The sequence below is a fragment of the Nonomuraea sp. NPDC048826 genome (assembly GCF_043198225.1).
In the GTDB taxonomy this organism is placed as follows: Bacteria; Actinomycetota; Actinomycetes; order Streptosporangiales; family Streptosporangiaceae; genus Nonomuraea.
In genome coordinates this window covers 641341-661357 of sequence record NZ_JBICUQ010000004.1, presented here as the reverse complement: position 1 = coordinate 661357, position 20017 = coordinate 641341, and the positions used below count along the sequence as shown (strand labels likewise).

The window sequence follows — 20017 nt, the reverse complement described above, 5'->3', positions numbered from 1 at the left end:
CGGCCGGCGCCCGGGAGGGTGTATCAAAGCGCGGGGTGATCGGCTTGTTATCCGCGTACATCGATCTGGCGCTCGGCCTCGTGCTGGCCTTCCTGATGCTCTCGCTGCTCGTCAGCGGGCTGAACGAGGCCATCGTGCGGCTGCTGGCCATCCGCAGCAAGTTCCTCTGGGCCTACCTGCGCGACACGCTCGACGGCGACGCGCCCAAGGGCCGCTCCTGGCTGCCGTCCGGCCTGCGCGACGTGTTCGGCGCGCTGCCGTTCGCCCGCGACCCGCGGCCCGCGCACGACGAGGAGCCCGCCCCCGCCGTGCCGTCGACGCCGCCTCCGGAGGCCACCGGCGGTGACGGCATCACCGATCTGCTGTACGAACGCGTACGGGAGATCGACCACCCCACCCGGGGCCGCACCAGCATCGCCAACCTGCCGCCTGAGCGGTTCGCGGTGGCCATGATGGAGCTGGCCGCGACCGAGCCCGGCGGCGTCGAAGGGCTGCTGGAGAGGCTCAAGGCCACCGGCAGCCCGCTCCACGGTCACCTCAAGGGCGTGTGGGAGTCCGCCCAGCGTGACCTCGACCGGTTCCGGCAGGGCGTGGAGCGCTGGTTCGACAGCGAGATGGAACGGCTGTCGATGCTCTACAAGCGGTACGTGAAATGGGTCGTGGCGCTGCTGGCGCTGGTGGTGACGCTGCTGTTCACCGTCGACGGGCTGGAGTACGGCAAGACGCTGCTGCGCGACAACGCCTACCGCGCCACCGTCACGGCCGTGACCGACGCCGGCCCCGCCGCGTACGACGAGCTGAAGGCGCAGTGCGAGCAGGCCGACCCGGTGCCGTGCATCACCGACACGCTCAGCCAGCCGGCGCTGGTCAAGGTCCTGGACAACGCGATCGTCAGCATGTCCGTCCCCGCCGAGGGCGAGCCGTCCTTCCACTGGAACGGCGGCGCCTGGCTGGACCGGCTCGTCACGCCCAGCCACTGGCCCGGCTTCCTGCTGACGTACATCGCGCTGATGTTCGGCGCGCCCTTCTGGTGGGACGTCCTGCGCCGCATCACCGGCATCCGGTCACGTCGTCAGGGTGGGTGAGATGGAGACCGAACGGTTGATCATGCGCAGGTGGCGGGAGAGCGACCGGGAGCCGTTCGCGGCGCTCAACGCCGACCCCCAGGTGATGGAGTTCTTCCCCGCCTCGCTGACCAGGGCAGAGAGCGATTCCCTGGTCGACCGGATCGAGCAGGGGTTCGACGAGCGCGGCTACGGACTCTGGGCGCTGGAGGTGCGGAAGACGGGAGAGTTCATCGGGTTCGCCGGGCTGGCCATGCAGACGTTCGAGGCGCCGTTCACGCCCGCCGTCGAGGTGGGCTGGCGGCTGGCCCGCCCCGCGTGGGGCCACGGTTACGCCACCGAGGCCGGCCGCCGGGCCATCGAGCACGGCTTCGGCGAGGCGGGGCTGGAGGAGATCGTGTCGATGACGGCCGTCCTGAACGTGCGCTCCCAGGCGGTGATGCGGCGGCTCGGCATGACCCGTGACCCGGCCGACGACTTCGCCCACCCCTTCCTCGCGGAGGGCAACCCGCTCCGCCCGCACGTCCTCTACCGGATCAGGCCATGACCCGGGCCGCCTGGGGCGTCGTCGCCTCGCTCACGATGGCCGCGGCGTGCGGGCAGCCGTCCGGCCCGGCCGCCATCGCCACGCCACCGGCCAGTTCCAGGCGGGAGCCGGTGAACCCGGCCCGCAGGCGACGATCGTGCGTCACGACCACCAGCGCGCCGGGGAACGCGGCCAGCGCCTCCTCCATCTGCTCCACGAGCATCGGCGACAGGTGGTTGGTCGGCTCGTCGAGCAGCAGCAGGTCCACGGGCTCGCTCACCAGCCGGGCCAGCTCGACCCGGCGCCGCTGCCCGTAGGACAGCTCGCCCAGCCGGAGCGTCAGGTCGGCCGGCCGGAACAGGCCCAGCGCGAGCAACGCGTCCGCGTGCTCGTCCAGGCTCCCGGTACGCCCGTGCCCATAGGCCCGCAGCACCGTCCAGTCCGACCGCCCGTCGGGGGCGTCCAAGTCGTCCTGCCGGAAGAACCCGGCCCTGCCGGACCGCCGCACCTCACCCGCGTCGGGCCGCAGCTCGCCGGCGAGCAGCCGCATCAACGTGGTCTTGCCCGCCCCGTTCGGGCCGGTGACGAGCAATCTCTCCCCGGCCCGCAGGGTCAGGGAGTCAAGGCAGAGCCGCCCCGCGACCACCACCCCGTCGAGCCCGGCCACCTCGGTGTCTGCTGTAACTCCCGCAGCAGTTCCTGCGGCAACTCCCACCTCAGCTCCCACCTCGGCCTCCGCGATGGTTCCCGCCGGAGCTCCCGCGGTTCCCGCCGCAAGCCTCGCGGTGGCTCTCACCTCGGCCTCTACGGCGGCTCCCGCCTGGGCTCCGATCCCGGGCTTCACCCAAGCCCCTGCGGCGGCTCCCGCCAGGGCGCCTGTGGTGGTGAGGGTTGCCGTGAAGCGGAGTGGTTCGGGCGGGGGAGTCGCCGGGTGGTCGGTGAGGTGGCGGAGTCGTCGCTGGGACTGGCGGATGCGCCGGGCGGCCCCGTGGGTACGGGAGCGCGCACGCCAGGCCCCGGTGCCCATGCCCGCCTTGGCCGTCTTGCGCGGGATCACGGCCAGCCGGCCGGCGTTGGCCGTCACCAGGCCCGCGTGCCTGTCCAGCTCGGCCTTCCACTCCTCGTGGGCCCGCGCCTGCGCGGCGCGTTCGGCGGCCTTGGCGGTCAGGTAGCCGTTGTACCCGTCGCCGTAGCGGCGCACCTGCCCGTCGGCGACCTCCAGGATCGCGGTGGTCACCCGTTCCAGGAACATCCGGTCGTGCGTGATCGCCACGACCGTGCCCCGGTGGGCGCGCAGCCGCTGTTCGAGCCAGGCCACGGCCCGGTCGTCCAGGTCGTTGGTCGGCTCGTCGAGCAGCAGCAGCTCAGGGTCGGACGCCAGCGTGGCGGCCAGGGCGAGCCGGGAGCGTTCGCCTCCGGACAGCGTGCCCAGCGGCCGGCTCCGGTCCAGCCCGGGGAGCCCGAGCTCGTGCAGCGCGAGCTCCACCCGGAGGTCGGCCTCGTAGCCGCCGCGCGCCTCGTACTGCGCGACCAGCTCCGCGTAGCGTTCCAGATCGGAGCCGGACTCCCCGAGCGACCGCTCGGCCGCCCGCATGTCCGCTTCGACCTCCCGCAGGTCGGCCAGTGCCAGGTCGACGGCCTCGGCCACGGTCGTGTGCGGCGGCAGCGCGAGCGTCTGCGGCAGGTATCCGACGCCGCCGGGCGCGACGGCCACCAGCTCGCCGTTGGTCGGCCGTTCTTCGCCTGCCATGAGCCTCAGCAGGGTGGACTTGCCCGACCCGTTCTCGCCGATCACCCCGACCCGTTCACCGGGCTTGACGGCGAACGACACGCGGTCCAGGACGACGCGGGAGTCGTAGCGCTTGGTGATCTCGGTCAGGGTCAGTTGGGCAGCGGTACGTATGGGGCCCACCTCCTTGTTTTCGTGAGACGAGACGATCCGTCTTGCACAGAGACTACGCCATGTCCGACGCAAGACGCAACGTCTCGTCTAGATTTACGGTCTTTCCCGGTACGACAGCGCGGCGTAAGATCAACGCCGATTCCCGACCCTCCAGGAGTGGCCATGCGGAAGGCAGTCGTCACCGGCAGCACCAAGGGGCTCGGGTTCGCACTCGCCCGTGACCTGCTCCGCCGCGGGCACTCCGTGGTCGTGTCGGGCCGCACGCAGGCGGCGGTGGACGAGGCCGTGGAGCGGCTGCGCCCCGAGGGCGGGACGGTGCACGGGCGCGCCGTCGACATGACCGACCCCGAGCAGGTCGAGAAGCTGTGGAGCGCCGCCGTGGACGCCCTCGGCGGGGTCGACCTGTGGATCAACAACGCCGGCGTCGCCAACACCACCCGCCCCATCATCGAGACCACGCCCGGGGACGTCCGCGCCATGGTCACCACCAACATGCTGGGCACGGTGTACGGCTCCCAGGTGGCGGTGCGCGGCATGCTGGCCCAGGGCGGCGGCCAGGTGTTCAACATCCTCGGCGGCGGCAGCGACGGCCGGATCCGCCCCGGCATGGGCGTCTACTCGGCCACCAAGCGCGGCCTCGACTCCTTCACCCGGGCCCTGGCCAAGGAGGTCGCCGGCACCGCCGTACGGGTCGGGCAGGTCAGCCCCGGCATGCTGATCACCGAAGGCTGGCTCCGCGAGGCCGCCGCCGCCCCGGAGCAGGTGCGCGAGCAGCGCAAGCTTCTCAACATCCTCTGTGACCACGTCGACGAGGTCGCGCCGTACCTGGTCGGCAAAATGCTCGACAGCACCAGGAACGGCGACGTCATCGCCTGGCTCACCACCGGCCGGATGACGCGCAAGTTCCTCACCGGCCGCAAGCGCGACGTGCTCGGCCGCTACGACCTGTGAACCGCCTTCAGAGGTGCAACCACGGGGATCCGCCGACACGTCGTGCAGACGTAGCAGGTCGCGGCGCGGCCGGCCGGTCGAGGAGCCGCACCCGGGATGCGTGTCCGAAGTCCGCCGGAAACACCGGTCCGAACGCGGCCAGCCCGCAAGGGGTCCCCGCGCCTAGCGTGTTCCGCGATGGCATGACCCCTAGCGAAGGAACACCCATGGACCTGCAGCTTTCCGGCCGCGTCGCGATCGTCACCGGCGCGTCCAAAGGCATCGGCCTGGCCGTGACCCGCACCCTGCTCGGCGAGGGCGCCACCGTCGTGGCCGTCTCCCGCAAGCCCGGCCCCGAACTGGCCGGACTGGGCGGCGACCTGCTCCACCTGCCGGTCGACCTGATGGACCCGGACGCGCCCGGCCAGGTGGTGGCGCGGGCCGTGGACGAGTTCGGCGGGCTGGACATCCTGGTCAACAACGCCGGCGGCCCGCCGCCGGGAGTGGCCCTGCCGCGGTTCTCCTTCATGGCCCCGGGAGACGAGGACTGGCGGCTCATGTTCGAGTTCAACCTGTTCGCGGTCGTACGTCTCATCCGGGCGGCGATCCCGCCCATGCTGGAGCGCGGCGGCGGCTCGATCGTCAACGTCTCGTCGGGCTCGGCACGGCTTCCCGCCCCGATGAACGTCGACTACAGCGCGGCCAAGGCGGCGCTGAACAACGTGACCAAGGCGCTCTCGGAGGAGTTCGCCCCGCAGGGCATCCGGGTCAACACGGTCTCTCCCGGACCGGTCCGTACGGCCTGGTGGACCGAGGAGGGCGGCGCGGCCGACATCCTCGCCGGGCAGACCGGCGCCGACCGCGACGCCGTGCTGGACCGGGTGGCGCCGGAGCTGATGAACCTGTCGATCCCCAGGCTGGTCGACCCGCAGGAGGTGGCCGACGCGATCGCCCTCCTGGCCTCACCCCGCTCGGCCGCCACGACCGGCGCCGACCTCGCCGTGGACGCGGGCTTCCTCAAGCAGGTCTGACCCGCCCGCTGCCGGCATCTCGGCTCACGAAGATCTTTCACAGCCGCCTTCCGGGACGGCACGGGGTCGAGAGGGAGCGCGTGAGCACGGGCCGATGAACGATGGGGATGGCTCTTGTCCCGACAGCATCGGTCATCGGCCCGCCCGCGGAGGCCACCGCCCGTCCCGATCTCGTCACGGCGCTGAAGCGGCTCGACTATTCCGTCCACGAATGATCGTCGGGTCGCGGACCAGGGACTTCGACGGCGTCCGGCGGACGCTGGAAGTGCCAGAGCAGCATCGACGCCATCCCGGTGACGGCCGCGTGCGCCGCCTCGGGCACCAGGTCGTACAGGGCCCACGGCCACACGTCCCACGGTTGCAGGACGTCGGTCCGTTCGCCCGGCCTTCCTGGCGGGTGCGGCGGCTCGTCGCACCGCCGCACCTGGAGCCCCGCCGCCAGCGCGGCCCGCAGGTAGTCACCCACCCGATGCCGGTACGTCGCCACCCTGCCCGGCTGTCCGTCCGCCAGCCGCACCGGCGGGACCACCCCGCGCGCCACACCCTCCGGATGAACATCGGTGATCACCACCTGCCCGCCCGGCCGCACCACCCGGGCGAACTCGGCCAGCACCGGATCGAGCGCCGGGACGTGCGTCAGCGCCAGCGAACAGACCACCAGGCCGACGGACTCGTCGGGCACCGGCAGGCAGGACAGGTCGCCCAGCAGGAACTCCGCCTGCGGCACCCGCCGGCCCGCGTGCTTCAGCATGTCGGGCGAACTGTCCACGCCGCGCACCCGATGGCCGCGACCGGCCAGGTAGGCCGCCAGCCTGCCGGTGCCGCACGCCGCGTCCAGCGCGTCACCGACCGGCAGCCCCTCGACGATCTCCCTGATGAACGGCTCGTCGAGATCGAACGCGGCGTTGGGCCCGTCGTAGGTCCGCGACCAGATCCGGTAACCGGCCACGGTGTCCACCCGGGCGACCTCGACCGCGGCGTCCGCCAAGGCGTCGTCGTCGAGGAGCTTACGGATCTCGGCCAGGCGAGCCTCGACGAACGCGCGGTCGTACTCGCCGGTGTAGGCCCTCATCAGGGCGATGCCCTCAAGACCCAGCACGTACGCCAGAGGATGCTCGTAGATCACCCCGGCACGGTAACCACGACCACCCCCGCCGATCCACCGAGTTTCGAACCGGCAGGCGATGAGCGCCTATGCCCTGACCTCTGGGCTGGGGTGATGCGTAGAGACGTGGCCCGCGTACTCGGCCAGCGCTTGTTCCCGCGTTGGGTTGTGGCCGGTCAGCCATCCGCAGCGCAGACACTCCGAGAAATGGCTCTCGCCTGTCGGCAGGCCCTCGTCGGGCTCACTCCAGGAGTGCACGTCGTGCGCCCATTTCGGGGCCCATGCCACGTCGAAGGCGTAGTGCAGGTTGGCGGCGACGGCCCACGCCAGCTTGTCGAGCGTCTGCGCGTCCAGGGACAGCTCCTGCAGGGCGTTCTGGGCCTCCAACTCGTCGCGGATGTTGCCGATCAACCGATCTTCCAGAGATACGGGCTCCAGCTCAGGCATGACATCAGCTTCCCAGGAACAGGCCCTTGACGATCGACGCGGAAAAGCCCGTGGGAAGGACCTCCCCACGGGCTTTCGACGCTGAACCGATCACACGTCGTAGTAGAGCTCGAACTCGTGCGGGTGCGGGCGCAGCCGGATCGGGTCGACCTCGTTCTCGCGCTTGTAGGCGATCCACGTCTCGATCAGGTCGGGCGTGAAGACGCCGCCTTCGAGGAGGTAGTCGTGGTCCTCCTCCAGGGCGTTGAGCACGTCGGTGAGGGAGCCGGGCACCTGCGGGACCTGGCGGGCCTCCTCCGGCGGGAGCTCGTACAGGTCCTTGTCGACCGGCTCCGGCGGCTCGATCTTGTTGCGGATGCCGTCGATGCCCGCCATCAGCATGGCCGAGAAGGCGAAGTACGGGTTGCAGGACGGATCAGGCACGCGGAACTCGATGCGCTTCGCCTTCGGGTTGGAGCCCGTGATCGGGATGCGGACGCACGCCGAGCGGTTGCGCTGCGAGTAGACCAGGTTGACCGGGGCTTCGTAGCCCGGGACCAGGCGGTGGTAGGAGTTGACCGTCGGGTTGGTGAAGGCCAGCAGCGACGGGGCGTGCTTGAGCAGGCCGCCGATGTAGTAGCGGGCGGTGTCGGACAGGCCCGCGTAGCCGACCTCGTCGTAGAAGAGCGGCGAGCCGTCCTTCCACAGCGACTGGTGGCAGTGCATGCCGGAGCCGTTGTCACCGAAGATCGGCTTGGGCATGAAGGTGACGGTGTGGCCGTACTCCATGGCCGTGCTCTTGATGATGTACTTGTAGAGCATCAGGTTGTCGGCCGTCTTGAGCAGCGTGCCGAACTTGAAGTCGATCTCCGCCTGGCCGGCCGTGCCCACCTCGTGGTGCTGCATCTCGACCTCGATGCCGCACTCGATGAGGTTGCGGACCATCTCCGAACGCAGGTCGGTGAAGTGGTCCATCGGCGGCACCGGGAAGTAGCCGCCCTTGTAGCGGGGCTTGTAGCCCAGGTTGCCGCCCTCGGTGGCCTTGCCCGTGTTCCAGGCGCCCTCGATGGAGTCGATGTAGTAGTAGCCCGCGTTCTGCTTCGTCTCGAAGCGGACGTCGTCGAAGATGTAGAACTCGGCCTCGGGCCCGAAGAAGACGGTGTCGGCGATGCCCGTGCCCTTGAGGTACTCCTCGGCCTTGCGGGCGACGTTGCGCGGGTCGCGGCTGTAGGCCTCGCCCGTCAGCGGGTCGTGCACGAAGAAGTTGATGTTGAGCGTCTTGTGCTGGCGGAACGGGTCGACCACGGCGGACGACGGGTCCGGCAGGAGCAGCATGTCGGACTCGTGGATCGCCTGGAAGCCGCGGATCGACGAGCCGTCGAACATGAGGCCGTCGGAGAAGACGCTCGCGGAGAAGTTTTCCACGGGGAAGGTGAAGTGGTGCGTCGTCCCCGGCAGGTCGGTGAACCTGACATCGACGAACTGCACCCCTTCGTCCCTGATGAACTTCAGGACGTCGTCGGCGGAGTTGAACACTCTCGAACCTCCCTGGGGACGGGCTATCACCCGTGAACGTACGGCGCGGCCGTTTCCGTACGGTGTCTCGATTGTTTCGCACGTGTTACGCGGCGTAGATGTCCCCAGATGGGCCGCAGGCGAGCGCGCGAAGAGCGGGAGACGGCGAGTCGGGGGGCGTCTCGGGGGCGGGGGAGACGAGGTCGTGGCGGAAGGTGAGGACCAGCAGGGCGGCGATGACCACCGCCAGCACGCCCGCGACCGCGTACCAGACGCGTCCGACGCGTCGGCGTCGCGGTCGCGCGCCCTTGCTCGCCGCGGCGCTCAGCCTGCGCCGCTCCTCCTCGCTGAACTGCGCCACCAGTTCGTGGAAGCGCGCGTCCAAGTCGTCCCCGTACGGCATGACCTCCATCATGGGCCGGACCACCGGCGTCGCGGAAGCGCGGCCGGGTCACGATCCCGACCGCCCGCACCGCCGGATACCTTTGACGCATGAGCAGGAACGAGCCGCGGTGGACGCAGACCTGGCTGGGCGGGGTCAGGGCCGCCGGAGTCGATCTCGGTTATCCCGGGCAGCGCCTCGGGCTGCCCGAGGAGGGCAGCGGAGCCGTCTCCGGCTGGGGCCGCAGGATCGCCGCCCTGGTGATCGACTGGATGATCTGCACGTGGGCCATCACCCAGCTGCTGCTCAGGACCAACCCGGCCGAGCAGCCGTGGCTGCCCGTGGTGGTGTTCGCGGTGCAGTACGTCGTGCTGGTCGGCGCCATGGGGCAGACGTTCGGCCACCGGCTGGCCGGCATCCGGGTCGCGGCGATGGACGGCGGTGACCCGCGCTGGTTCCCCGTGGCGGTGCGCACGGTCCTGCTCGCGCTGGCCCTGCCCGCGCTCATCTTCGACCGCGACCACCGGGGCCTGCACGACCGGGTCTCCAACACGGTGGTCGTGCGCATGTGAAAACCGTACCGGGTTTATTTTTGTACCGAGTACGGTTATGCTGCCTTCATGATGATGGCGGGCTTGCGTGAGCGCAAGAAGGAAGAGACCCGGCGGCGCATCGCCGACGTGGCGCTGGAGCTGTTCGCGGAGCGCGGCTACGACGCGGTGACGGTCGGCGAGATCGCCGAGGCGGCCGGGGTCGCCAAGGTCACCCTGTTCACCTACTTCCCCAGCAAGGACTGCCTGGTCCTCGACGGGATCCACGACGACACCGCGGCGATCGTGACCGGGCGGCGGCCCGGCCAGACGCCGCTGGACGCCCTGCGCGAGCACTACACCGCGATGGCCGCGCGCGGCCCCGCCGACGTCGGCCGGATGCTGGCCCAGGTCCGGATCATCGCGGCCGCGCCGGCGCTGATGGCCGGCGTCTACCAGGCCAACATGGGTCAGCGCTACGAGCTGGCCGCCGCGCTGACGGACACGGCCGGCTCCGCGACGGCCGCTCAGCTCATGGCGGCCCAGATCACCGCCGCCGTCACCACCGTGCAGGAGGCGTTCTTCCAGCGGCTGGCGTCCGGCGCCCCGCTGGAGGAGGCGGGCCGGCTGCTCGCCGACGACGTGGACCTTGCTTTCGACCAGCTTCGCGACGGCCTCGGCAGGAGTGGATCATGAAAAAGGGGATCAACTACGACACGGGTTTCCTGCCCGAGCCCGGCCGCAGCCGCCGGGCCTTCGACCGCGACACCGCCAGGCGCGAGCTCCGGGTGATCGCCGACGAGCTGCACTGCCGGGCCGTCCGCGTCTCCGGCGGCGACCCCGCGCGGCTCGCCGTCGCCGCCGAGGAGGCCGCCGCGGCCGGCCTGGAGATCTGGTACGCGCCGTTCCCGGTGGACGTCACCCCCGACGACACCCTGCCGATGCTGGCCGAGTGCGCCGCGCACGCCGAACGCCTGCGCGCCGACGGCGCCGAGGTGACGCTGGTGACCGGCTGCGAGGCCAGCGCCTTCCTGCCCGGCTTCCTGACGGGGGAGACGTACGGCGAGCGCCTGGGCGCCCTGACCACCGCACCGGCGGAGTGGTGGCAGGAGGAGATCCCGGCGATGGTCAAGCGCCTCGACGGCTACCTGTCCGAGGTCGCCCGCACGGTCCGGCCGCTGTTCGGCGGCCGGCTCACCTACGCCGCCGCGCCCTGGGAGTTCGTCGACTGGACGCCGTTCGACGTGGTCGGCGTGGACGCCTACCGCGCCGCGTACAACGCCGAGACCTTCCGCGACGAGCTGCGCGCCCACTTCGGGCACGGCAAGCCGGTGGCCGTCACCGAGTTCGGCACCTGCGCCTACCGCGGCGCCGGCGAGCTCGGCGGCTCGGCCTATTTCGTGCCCGACGGCGCGGTGCCCGACGAGGACGAGCAGGTCCGCTACCTGAACGAGCTGCTCGACGTGTTCGAGGAGGAAGGCGTCGAGACCGCCCTGTGGTTCACCTTCGCCGGCTACACCAGGGCCGGCGCGGCCGACCTCGGCTCGTACGGGATCGTGCGGATGCTCGACGAGACCCGCTGGGAGCCGAAGGCGGCCTTCCACGCCATGGCCGCTAGATACGCGCGCAGCTGAAGACGGCGGTGCCGGGCAGGTGGCGGCCGCGCAGCGGGCTCCACCCGCCCCACACCCGGTCGTGCCCCTCGGGCCACTCGGGCTCCACCAGCCCGGTGACGGCGAAACCGGACCCCGCCATCAGGCCGATCCAGTCGCCCAGGGTCCGGTGGTGCTCCACGTAGGTGAGCGTGCCGTCCTCGTCGCGCTCCTCGTACGGGGTGCGGTCGAAGTAGGAGCGGTCGGAGGTCAGCCCGCGCGGGCCCGGGTCGTCGGGGAACGCCCACCGGATCGGATGGCTGACCGAGAACACGAACCGGCCGCCCGGCCGCAGCACCCGGCCCACCTCGCGGAAGACCGCCCCCGCGTCGGCCACGAACGGCAGCGCGCCGAACGCCGAGCAGGCCAGGTCGAAGCTCTCCGCGGCGAACGGCAGCGACTCGGCGTCGGCCTGCACCACCGGCACCCGCAGGCCCGTCTCCTCGTCGAGGCGGCGGGCGTGCAGCAGCTGGCCGCGCGACAGGTCGAAGGCGGCCACCCGGGCGCCCTGGGCCGCCAGCCAGCGGGCGCACTGCGCCGCCCCGCAGCCGATCTCCAGCACGTCACGCCCGCGCACGTCACCGAGCAGCCGGGCGTCGGCCTCGTCGAGGCCCTCAGGGCACCAGACGAACCCGCTGTCGCGCAGGAACGCGCCGTGCTCGGCCTGGTAGTCGTCGGCGTTGCCGTCCCACCAGCCGCGGTTGGCCCGCGACGAACCCGACGGCACTAGCGCATCTTGGGGCCGCGCGGCATGCGGGCGCCCTTGGGCATCGGGCCCTTGGGCATCGGGCCCTTGGGCATCGGCATGTTCTTCGGCAGCGAGCGCAGGCGGTCCTTGACCTCGTTGACGGCCGGCTTCTTCAGGTTGCGCGGCAGCTTCATCAGGTGACGCTGCAGCTTGGCCAGCGGCACCTGACCCTCGCCGTCACCGCACTGGATGTCGTAGATCTCCACGCCCAGCACCGCGCGGGCGATGCGCTTCTTCTCGGCCGCGAGCATGCGGGCCGTGCGGTTGCCCGGCCCCTCGGAGACCAGGATGACGCCCGGAAAGCCGACGACCATGTGGACCAGGTCCTGGTCGCGGTTGACCGCGATGGCCGGGGTGACCTGCCAGTTGCCGCGCATGCCCTGCAGGACGGCGGCGGCGGCGCCGACCTGGCCGTGCAGCAGCGAGTATTGAGCCCGCTGGGCGAGCTGACCGAACACCACCAGGCCGACGGTGAACGCCAGCAGGATGCCCAGGAAGATCGAATACCACAAGTAGTCGGTGACGAGCCCGATCACGACCACGACAGCCAGCGTGCCGACCGCCGAGAGGAAGACGATCGGCATCCCCTTGGGGTTGGACTGCTTGATGATCTGCGCGATCATGCGGAGCTGCTTGATGCGCCCCGGCTTCTCTGGATCCTCGGACTTCGCCATGGAAGGAAGGATACAAACGAACCGGACAAGAAGAGGAACGCGGCCGCCACGGATCCCCGCCGCGACCGCGTTCTTCCCGCCGGATCCCCGGGTTCAGCGTGATCTGGCCTGGAACCTCGGGCGTTCACGCCCGGGAGGAAACGCCAGCGCGGGAGGGCCTCCAGGCCCGAGCGGTGCTCTGACGGTCGGTCTGTGTGGGTGGCTCAGCCTGGCCCTTTCTGGTTCTCGATGTGCTCCTTAATGACTGTCAGGGGTGCTCCGCCGCAGGACGCGGTGATATACGGGGGGACCGGAAATGGCCGCCCTGCAGATACCGGCGGATGTGGGCCGGGAACTCCTTGCGCAGCAGCCGCGCTGAGACGCCCTTGAGAGAGTTGACCGGAATCGAGAGCGCCACCTTGGGCGGATAGTGCACCAGCAGGTGGACATGCAGGCCATAAACCACGCTGAACCACGTGAACCACGCTGCGGCCCCGCCGGATATCGGGGTCGGGTTCCCGCCGCGGTGACACGGACCGGATGATAGGTTGTGCGATTGTGAAACTGGTGGTGCAGGTGAAGCTCCTGCCGACGCCGCAGCAGGCGGCGGCGCTGGAAGCCACCCTGCACGCCGCCAACCGGGCGGCGAACCTGGTCGCGGCGCTGGCGTTCCAGCACCACTGTTTCCGCACCTTCGACCTGCGCAAGCACACCTACGACCGGATCAAGGCCGAGTTCGGCCTGGCCGCCCAGGCCGCCCAGCATGTGATCAAGAAGGTGTGCGACGCCTACCGCACCCTGCACGCCAACCTGGCCGCCGGGAACCTGGGCAAGCCCGGATCGCCGCGCCGGGTCAAAGCCGTAGCCAAACCCGTCTCTTTCCGGCCGCTGGCGGCCCAGCCGTATGACGACCGGTGCCTGTCCTGGCAGCATGACGCGCGGACGGTGTCGATCTGGACGACCGCCGGGCGGCTGAAAGGGGTGGCCTTCACCGGCTCCGCCGAACAACTGGCGCTGCTGGCCGCCTGCCGCCGGGGTGAGTCGGATCTGGTGTGCCGGGACGGGATGTGGTTCCTGCACGCATGCGTGCAGGTGCCGGACGTCCCGGTCACCGCGCCGGATGGATTCCTCGGGATCGATCTGGGCATCGCCAACATCGCCACCACCAGCGACGGAGTCCGCCACAGCGGTAAAGCGCTGAAGGCGGTCCGCCACCGCCACCGCCGGCTGCGCCGCCGGTTGCAGGCCAAGGGGACCAAGTCCGCCAGGCGGCTGCTCAAGCGGCGACGCCGTAAGGAGGCCCGGTTCGCGGCCGACGCCAACCATGTGATCGCCAAAAGCATCGTGACCGAGGCAGAACGCACCGGGCGCGGGATCGCACTGGAGGATCTCCAGGGCATCCGCGAGCGGGTACGGCTCCGCAAGCCCCAGCGGGTCACGCTGCACTCCTGGAGTTTCCACCAGCTCGGAGCTTTCCTCGCCTACAAGGCGGTCCGGGCGGGAGTGGCGGTGATCCACGTGGACCCGTCCTACACCTCACAGCAGTGCTCGCGCTGCGGGACCGTGGACAAGCGCAACCGGCCTGACCAGGCCACCTTCTCGTGTACGTCGTGCGGTTTCGCTGAGCACGCCGACGTCAACGCAGCCCGCAACATCGCCTCACGCGGTGAGACGGGCTGGGCAGTCAGTCACGCTGCCTGACGCGGACCGGACCGTCGAAGCCATCGACGGCGAGGAGCTGCAAGCTCGGTCGTTCACGGCCGAGAAGCTGACAGCTTGACCGTGGCCGACAGCCTCCGGTCGGCGTAGTGGCGGGCGGCCTCCAGCAGATACTCCCCGGGCGCGACCCGCCACCCGCCCTCGTCCCAGATCTCGTACGTACGGGCGGGCACCTCCACCTCGGCGGCCACCGACTGCCCCGGATCGGCCTCCACCACCGCGAACCCGGCCAGCCACCGGGCCGGGCGCTCCGGGTCCGGCGTCACCGGGGCCGCGTAGACCTGCACGACCTCCCGGCCGCGCCGCTCGCCGGTGTTGGTCACGTGCACGGTCACGGACCCGCTCTCGGCGGTGATCGCGTCGTACGACCAGGTCGTGTATCCGAGCCCGTGCCCGAACCAGAACGCCGGCGCCCGCCCGCTCCGCTCCCACGCGCGGTACCCGATGAACAGCCCCTCGTCGTAGGCCAGCACGCCGCCGTCGGGCGTCACGTTCACCACCGGCGCGTCGGCCAGCCGGACCGGCCACGTCGTCGGCAGCCGGCCGCCGGGCTCGTCGTCGCCGAACAGCACGCCGGCCAGCGCCGACCCTGCCTCCTGCCCGGGGAACCAGGTGAGCAGCACCGCCGCCACCGAGTCCAGCCACGGCATCTCCACCGGCGACCCGGCGTTGACCACCACCACCGTGCGCGGGTTGGCGGCGGCGACCGCCGCGATCAGCTCGTCCTGCCGGCCCGGCAGCGTGAGGCTCTCGCGGTCGAAGCCCTCGCTCTCCACCTCCGGCGTGGTCGCGGCCACCACGACGGCCACGTCGCTCTCCGCCGCCACGCGCACCGCCTCGGCGAACAGCTCGTCCTCACCGGGCGACGGCCCGGCGTGGCCGAGCGCGCACGAGATGAACACCATCCCCTGGTACCCGGCCGTCCGGTGCAGCAGCTCCAGCTCGTACGTGACGCCTTCGGCCAGCTCGACGGCCACCCGCCGCTCCGGCGGGGACAGCAGCGCGGCCGGGTCGCCGCCGTCCGCGGCGAGCGTCTCGTCGAGCACGACCCGGCCGTCCACCGTCAGCGTGTACGCGCCCGCGCCCGCCACGGACAGCTCGTGCCGCCCGCCGGTCTCCGCCGTGTACGCGGCCCGCAGCCGGACGCCGGCCAGCCGGTCGGCGTCCACGCCCGGGGGCGTCTCGCCGATCCAGCGCCCCTCGGCCGCGGCCAGCGGATGCTCGGCCAGGACTCTGCCCTCGGCGTCCAGGAAGGCGGCCGTGGCCGGGGCCGCCAGCGGGGCCAGGCGGATGCGCGGGTCGGTGCCGAGCGCGTACCGGACCTCGACGTCGCCGCGCCCGCGCAGGCCGTCCAGCGGGGAGACGACGCGCTCGGGGAACACCTGGGCGCTGCCGCCGCCCATCACCCTGGCCTCCTTCGCCGCCGCCCCGATCAGCGCGATCGACCGCACACCGGCCAGCGGCAACAACGGCGCGCCGCCCCCTGGCGCGGCACCTTCCCGCGGCGCGTCGCCCTCGCGCAGGCCGGCGTCCGGCGCCTCGTTCTTCAGCAGCGTGCAGCTCCGCACGGCCACCTCGCGCGCCAGCGCCACCCCGTCGATCGCCTCCCCGGGCGGCGCGGGCGGCGGCCCGCCCAGCGCGCCGGTCCGCTCGGCCAGGCGGAGGACGCGCCGCACCCGGTCGTCGATCAGCGACTCCGGCACCCGCCCCGCGCGCACCGCCTCCTCCAGCTTGTCGCCCCACGGCCCGTGCGGACCGGGCATCGCCACGTCGGTGCCGCCCAGCCCGGCGGCCTCCGTCGTGCGCACCGCCGTCCAGTCGGACACCACGAACCCGTCGAAGCCCCACTCGCCCTTGAGCACCCCGTGCACCAGCTCGGCGTGCTCGCTCATGGTGGTGCCGCCGACCGCGTTGTAGGCCGTCATGATCCCCCACGCGCCCGCTTCGACGACCCGCTCGAACGGCCGCAGGTACAGCTCGCGCAGCACCCGTTCGGCCACCCGCACGCTGACCGTGAACCGGTCGGTCTCGGAGTCGTTGGCCACGAAGTGCTTGGGCGTGGTGGCCACCCCGCGTTCCTGCACGCCCGCCACGTACGCCGCCGCGACCTCCCCCGTCAGGTGCGGGTCCTCCGAGAAGCACTCGAAGTGCCGCCCGCCCAGCGGTGACCTGTGCAGGTTGACGGTCGGCGCCAGCAGCACGTGCACGCCCTTGCGCCGGGCCTCCTGGGCGAGCAGTCCGCCCACGCGCCGCACCAGGCTCACATCCCAGGTGGCGGCCATGGCGGTGGGGCTCGGCAGCGCGATCGACGGGCTGACGGCGCTCCACTGCTCGCCGCGCACGCCGATCGGCCCGTCGCTCATCACCAGCCGGTCCAGGCCGATCTCCGGCACCGGGTGCAGCGCCCACATGCCGGCGCCGGTCAACATCCTGACCTTGGTACGCAGGTCGAGCCTGCCGATCATGTCATCGAAGTCCACGATCACAGTGTCGGCGACCATGCCCACCGGGGTCACCCCGCCACGAAGAACTCCAGCAACTCCGGCACCAGCGCCCCGGCGGCCACGGCGTGCGTCTGACCTTCCAGCACCCGGTGCACGGCTCGGGGGACGCGCGCCGCCACGGCCTGACCGGCCGCCGCCATCCACGGCGGGCTCGCGTCGCCGTTCATGACCAGCGTCGGCTGCGCCAGGCCGGCCAGGAGCGCGGCGGGCAGCGCGTTGCCCGGCCCCATGACGGCCGCCTCGTACGCCAGCGTGTGCGCGAGCGCCTCCGACTCCGCCCAGGACGGCGTGGCCCGCATCGCCGCCACGACCTCGCCCGGCACCTGCGCCGCCGCCACCATGAACAGCTCGATCGCGTCGCCCCGCCGCCCCTGCCGGACCAGGCCGTCGAGCCGGGCGGCGAAGTCGTGCGGCACCGCCGGGGCGTCGGCCGTCACGTGGTAGGGCGGCTCCCACACCGCCAGCTTGGTGACCGCCGGCAGCCGGGCCGCCGCCTCCAGCGCCAGCGCGCCGCCCGACGAGCCGCCGAACACCATCGCCCGGCCGCCCGCCGCCCCGATGACCGCGGCCAGGTCCTCGATCTCCCGCCGCACCGCGTAGGGAGACGTGTCGCCGCTGCCGCCGCGCCCGCGCCGGTCGTAGTCGTACACGCTGAACCACGGCGCCAGGCCCGCCGCCACGCCCCCCATCGTGGGATGGCCCCTGCCGGTGAACGCCCCGTGCACCAGGACCACGGCAGGTCCGGATCCGTGGCGGTCGTAGGCGATGGCGGTCCCGTCGGCCGAGACCACCGTGCCCGTCAGCGTCGCGGCCGTCATCAGGCCGGCTGCGCCAGGCAGAGCGCCTCCCAGTGGTGGCCGTCGAGGTCGGCGAAGGCCCGCTGGTAGCGGCCGCCCTCCTGCCGGGGCGGGCCCAGCGGCGTGGCACCCGCGGCGGCCGCCTTCTCGGCCAGGTCGTCCACCTGGGCCGGGTTCTCCAGGCCGACGACCAGGATCGCCTCGGTGGTCTTGGCCGGGTCGGCGGGCTCCTTGGTGGCGTAACCGGCGAACACCGGCTCCGCCAGCAGCATGACCTGCGCCCCTTCGTTGATCACCACGGACGCCATGGTGTCGGCCATGCCGTAGAAGGCGAAACCGAGCTTGGTGAAGAACTCCTTCGAGCGGTCGAGATCCTTGACCGCCAGGTTCACGAAGAGCTGCATGACCGGACTCCGTCCTCGTCGGGGGTTCCGCGTGTCCCGCGGATGTCACCCAGTCTGCGGATCGCGGCGGCCCGGGTCTTGGATCCCCGCGTCACGTCCTTGACGATGCGCGCCGTCCAGGCTGGCCCGCCGGAACTCTGCGGGCGGCACCCCGTACGCGCGCTTGAACAGGCGGCTGAAGTGGGCCGGATCGGGCAGCCCCGACCGGCCGGCCACCGCGCTGACCGGTACCCCGGCCAGCGCCGGATCGGCCAGGTCGCGACGGCAGCGCTCCAGCCGGCGGCTGCGGATCCAGCCCGCGACCGACTCCTCGCGCGCCTCGAACACGCGGTGCAGCGAGCGCGGCGACACGTGGCAGGCGGCGGCGACGGCCGCCGGGTCCAGGCCGGGGTCGGCCAGGTTGCGCTCGACGAACGCGTGCGCCCGGGCCAGCAGCGCCTCCTGCCGCGCCCGCGGCGGCAGCTCGTCCAGCCGGTCGGCGTGCTCCGCCACCGCGGCGGTCACCAGGTCCATGACCACCGTGGACAGCCGCGCGGCGCTCGCCGGCCGGTAGGTCTCCAGGTCGAGCGCCACCCGGCGCAGCAGCGGCGCGGCCAGCGCCGCCGTGCCCTCGCCGGACGGGATCGGCACCGCGGTGATCGACGGGGCCGCGCCGGCGGGCAGCGACAGCAGCTCGCGCGGGAAGCTGAACACCGCCAGCCGCACCGCCGCGTCGTAGGCCAGGTCGTAGGGGCGGGTGAAGTCGTAGAGGGCGAACTCGCCCGGCGCAAGCCGCGCCGAGCGGCCGTCCTGCGACAGGATCGGGCTGCCCGACACGGCGAGCACCAGCCGGTAGAGCTCGGGGCTGTCGCGCCGGATCAGGCCCGGCGTGCGGCGCACGCTGTGGGGCGTGGAGGTCTCCACCTTGCCGACCCCGATCGGGCCGAGCTGCCCGGCCTCGATCTGCCCCCGCAGCGGGGTGTCGCGGGCGATGTGGAAGTCGAGCGGGCCGAGCGTGTCGCAGACGACGCTGCGCCAGGCGTCGAGCCGTTGCCGTGGCGGTATGTCACCGGTGCGGATCAGAATGGCCACGTTCGCCCCCTTCGACGCTCACGGTAGCGCGGCGCAGGGATCAGGGAAACGCGACAGCCCCGGGCCGTAGCCCGGGGCCCGGGACGTGGTCAGGTCGTCTGGCGGGCGGCGATCGCCTGCTGGTAGAGCCTGCCCGCCCGGTAGGACGAGCGGACCAGCGGGCCGGACAGCACGCCGGCGAAGCCGATGGCCTCCGCCTCCTGCTGCAGCTCCACGAACTCCTCCGGCTTGACCCACCGGTCGACCGGGTGGTGGCGCGGCGTCGGGCGCAGGTATTGGGTGATGGTGAGCAGGTCGGTGCCCGCGGAGTGGAGGTCGCGCATCGCCTCCAGCACCTCCTCGCGGGTCTCGCCCAGGCCGAGGATGAGGTTGGACTTGGTCACCAGCCCCGCCTCGCGGGCCGTCGTGATCACCTGGAGCGAGCGCTCGTAGCGGAACGCGGGCCGGATCCGCTTGAAGATGCGCGGCACGGTCTCGACGTTGTGCGCGAACACCTCGGGCTTGCTGGAGAAGACCTCCTCCAGCTGGCCGCGGTCGCCGTTGAAGTCGGGCACCAGCAGCTCGACGCCGCAGCCGGGCACCATCGCGTGGATCTGCCGCGCGGTCTCGGCGTAGAGCCAGGCGCCGCCGTCGGGCAGGTCGTCGCGGGCCACGCCGGTCACGGTCGCGTAGCGCAGGCCCATCTGCTGGACGGACTCGGCCACCCGGCGCGGCTCGTCGCGGTCGTACTCCTTGGGCTTGCCGGTGTCGATCTGGCAGAAGTCGCATCGGCGGGTGCACTGGTCGCCGCCGATGAGGAACGTGGCCTCGCGATCCTCCCAGCACTCGTAGATGTTGGGGCAGCCCGCCTCTTCACAGACCGTGTGCAGGCCCTCGCGGCGCACGAGCGATTTCAGCTCGGTGTATTCGGGGCCCGTCCTCAGCTTGGTCTTGATCCACGGGGGCTTGCGCTCGATAGGGGTCTCGGCGTTGCGCACCTCCAGGCGGAGGAGCTTTCGGCCTTCAGGAGCAACGGTCACCCTGCCAGCTTACGTCTCCCGCCCCGGTGGCCCTCGCC

Annotated in this window: 19 protein-coding genes and 2 pseudogenes; 8 read left to right on the top strand and 13 right to left on the bottom strand. The window is 71.9% G+C overall.

The window, feature by feature from the left end:
- The first annotated feature begins 35 nt into the window (after nt 1-35).
- Nucleotides 36-1085, top strand: coding sequence for a hypothetical protein (locus ACGFI7_RS17580; protein WP_393405380.1), 1050 nt, complete (start codon nt 36-38; stop codon nt 1083-1085).
- A 1-nt stretch (nt 1086) separates the two neighbouring features.
- Nucleotides 1087-1611: a GNAT family N-acetyltransferase gene (locus ACGFI7_RS17575; RefSeq protein WP_393405379.1), complete on the top strand. Its 525-nt coding sequence runs from the start codon at nt 1087-1089 to the stop codon at nt 1609-1611.
- 82 nt (nt 1612-1693) lie between these two features.
- On the opposite strand, the pseudogene ACGFI7_RS17570 reads toward ACGFI7_RS17575, so the two are convergent.
- A pseudogene (locus tag ACGFI7_RS17570) lies at nt 1694-3493 on the bottom strand (ABC-F family ATP-binding cassette domain-containing protein); the annotation flags it as partial.
- A gap of 162 nt (nt 3494-3655) precedes the next feature.
- Between ACGFI7_RS17570 and ACGFI7_RS17565 the strand changes: the two are divergent.
- On the top strand, nt 3656-4444 hold the full coding sequence (locus ACGFI7_RS17565) for an SDR family oxidoreductase (RefSeq protein ID WP_393405377.1): 789 nt from the start codon (nt 3656-3658) through the stop codon (nt 4442-4444).
- Between the two features lie 206 nt (nt 4445-4650).
- Entirely contained in the window at nt 4651-5454 is an 804-nt protein-coding gene (locus tag ACGFI7_RS17560) for an SDR family NAD(P)-dependent oxidoreductase (protein ID WP_393405375.1), read from the top strand.
- Between the two features lie 196 nt (nt 5455-5650).
- Here the strand turns inward: ACGFI7_RS17560 and ACGFI7_RS17555 are convergent, their stop codons facing one another.
- From ACGFI7_RS17555 to ACGFI7_RS17540, 4 genes are all read right to left on the bottom strand, one after another.
- Nucleotides 5651-6580 (bottom strand): class I SAM-dependent methyltransferase, encoded by a 930-nt coding sequence (locus tag ACGFI7_RS17555; RefSeq protein ID WP_393405373.1) that lies wholly within the window; start codon nt 6578-6580, stop codon nt 5651-5653.
- Nucleotides 6581-6646: 66 nt separating this feature from the next.
- Complete coding sequence (locus ACGFI7_RS17550) at nt 6647-7006, bottom strand: hypothetical protein (protein ID WP_393405371.1); 360 nt, start codon at nt 7004-7006, stop codon at nt 6647-6649.
- 90 nt (nt 7007-7096) lie between these two features.
- Complete coding sequence (glnA, locus tag ACGFI7_RS17545; RefSeq protein WP_393405369.1) at nt 7097-8521, bottom strand: type I glutamate--ammonia ligase; 1425 nt, start codon at nt 8519-8521, stop codon at nt 7097-7099.
- A gap of 85 nt (nt 8522-8606) precedes the next feature.
- Nucleotides 8607-8903, bottom strand: a complete 297-nt coding sequence (locus tag ACGFI7_RS17540; RefSeq protein WP_393405367.1) for a hypothetical protein — start codon at nt 8901-8903, stop codon at nt 8607-8609.
- Between the two features lie 89 nt (nt 8904-8992).
- Here ACGFI7_RS17540 and ACGFI7_RS17535 point away from each other — a divergent pair, with 89 nt between their 5' ends.
- Genes ACGFI7_RS17535 through ACGFI7_RS17525 form a run of 3 tightly spaced genes read left to right on the top strand, consistent with a single transcriptional unit; the run spans nt 8993 to nt 11046 of the window.
- Nucleotides 8993-9454 carry an RDD family protein gene (locus ACGFI7_RS17535; protein WP_393405365.1) on the top strand — a complete coding sequence of 154 codons (462 nt, stop codon included), beginning with the start codon at nt 8993-8995 and terminating at the stop codon, nt 9452-9454.
- A 48-nt stretch (nt 9455-9502) separates the two neighbouring features.
- Nucleotides 9503-10108, top strand: a complete 606-nt coding sequence (locus tag ACGFI7_RS17530) for a TetR/AcrR family transcriptional regulator (protein ID WP_393405363.1) — start codon at nt 9503-9505, stop codon at nt 10106-10108.
- Nucleotides 10105-11046 carry a hypothetical protein gene (locus ACGFI7_RS17525; protein WP_393405361.1) on the top strand — a complete coding sequence of 314 codons (942 nt, stop codon included), beginning with the start codon at nt 10105-10107 and terminating at the stop codon, nt 11044-11046. Before ACGFI7_RS17530 ends, ACGFI7_RS17525 begins: the two co-directional genes overlap by 4 nt.
- On the opposite strand, the gene ACGFI7_RS17520 is transcribed toward ACGFI7_RS17525, so the two are convergent.
- The 3 genes and pseudogenes from ACGFI7_RS17520 to ACGFI7_RS17510 all read right to left on the bottom strand — a co-directional run.
- Entirely contained in the window at nt 11027-11791 is a 765-nt protein-coding gene (locus ACGFI7_RS17520) for a class I SAM-dependent methyltransferase (protein WP_393405359.1), read from the bottom strand. The two genes, ACGFI7_RS17525 and ACGFI7_RS17520, sit on opposite strands and share 20 nt — an antisense overlap.
- Nucleotides 11791-12486: a DUF4191 domain-containing protein gene (locus tag ACGFI7_RS17515; protein ID WP_393405357.1), complete on the bottom strand. Its 696-nt coding sequence runs from the start codon at nt 12484-12486 to the stop codon at nt 11791-11793. The genes ACGFI7_RS17520 and ACGFI7_RS17515 overlap by 1 nt, the downstream gene beginning before the upstream one ends.
- Nucleotides 12487-12817: 331 nt before the next feature.
- A pseudogene (locus ACGFI7_RS17510) lies at nt 12818-12916 on the bottom strand (transposase); the annotation flags it as partial.
- 107 nt (nt 12917-13023) lie between these two features.
- Between ACGFI7_RS17510 and ACGFI7_RS17505 the strand changes: the two are divergent.
- Nucleotides 13024-14166, top strand: a complete 1143-nt coding sequence (locus ACGFI7_RS17505) for an RNA-guided endonuclease InsQ/TnpB family protein (protein WP_393405355.1) — start codon at nt 13024-13026, stop codon at nt 14164-14166.
- A 53-nt stretch (nt 14167-14219) separates the two neighbouring features.
- Here ACGFI7_RS17505 and ACGFI7_RS17500 read toward each other — a convergent pair whose 3' ends face one another.
- The 5 genes from ACGFI7_RS17500 to lipA form a co-directional block, all read right to left on the bottom strand.
- A complete protein-coding gene (locus tag ACGFI7_RS17500) occupies nt 14220-16664 on the bottom strand; it encodes a beta-glucosidase (RefSeq protein ID WP_393405353.1) in 2445 nt (814 codons plus the stop codon).
- Nucleotides 16665-16696: 32 nt separating this feature from the next.
- Nucleotides 16697-17506: an alpha/beta fold hydrolase gene (locus ACGFI7_RS17495; RefSeq protein ID WP_393405351.1), complete on the bottom strand. Its 810-nt coding sequence runs from the start codon at nt 17504-17506 to the stop codon at nt 16697-16699.
- On the bottom strand, nt 17506-17889 hold the full coding sequence (locus tag ACGFI7_RS17490) for a VOC family protein (protein WP_393405349.1): 384 nt from the start codon (nt 17887-17889) through the stop codon (nt 17506-17508). Before ACGFI7_RS17490 ends, ACGFI7_RS17495 begins: the two co-directional genes overlap by 1 nt.
- A 45-nt stretch (nt 17890-17934) precedes the next feature.
- On the bottom strand, nt 17935-18960 hold the full coding sequence (locus ACGFI7_RS17485; RefSeq protein WP_393405347.1) for a helix-turn-helix domain-containing protein: 1026 nt from the start codon (nt 18958-18960) through the stop codon (nt 17935-17937).
- 89 nt (nt 18961-19049) lie between these two features.
- Nucleotides 19050-19979: a lipoyl synthase gene (lipA, locus tag ACGFI7_RS17480; protein WP_393405345.1), complete on the bottom strand. Its 930-nt coding sequence runs from the start codon at nt 19977-19979 to the stop codon at nt 19050-19052.
- Nucleotides 19980-20017 lie beyond the last annotated feature (38 nt).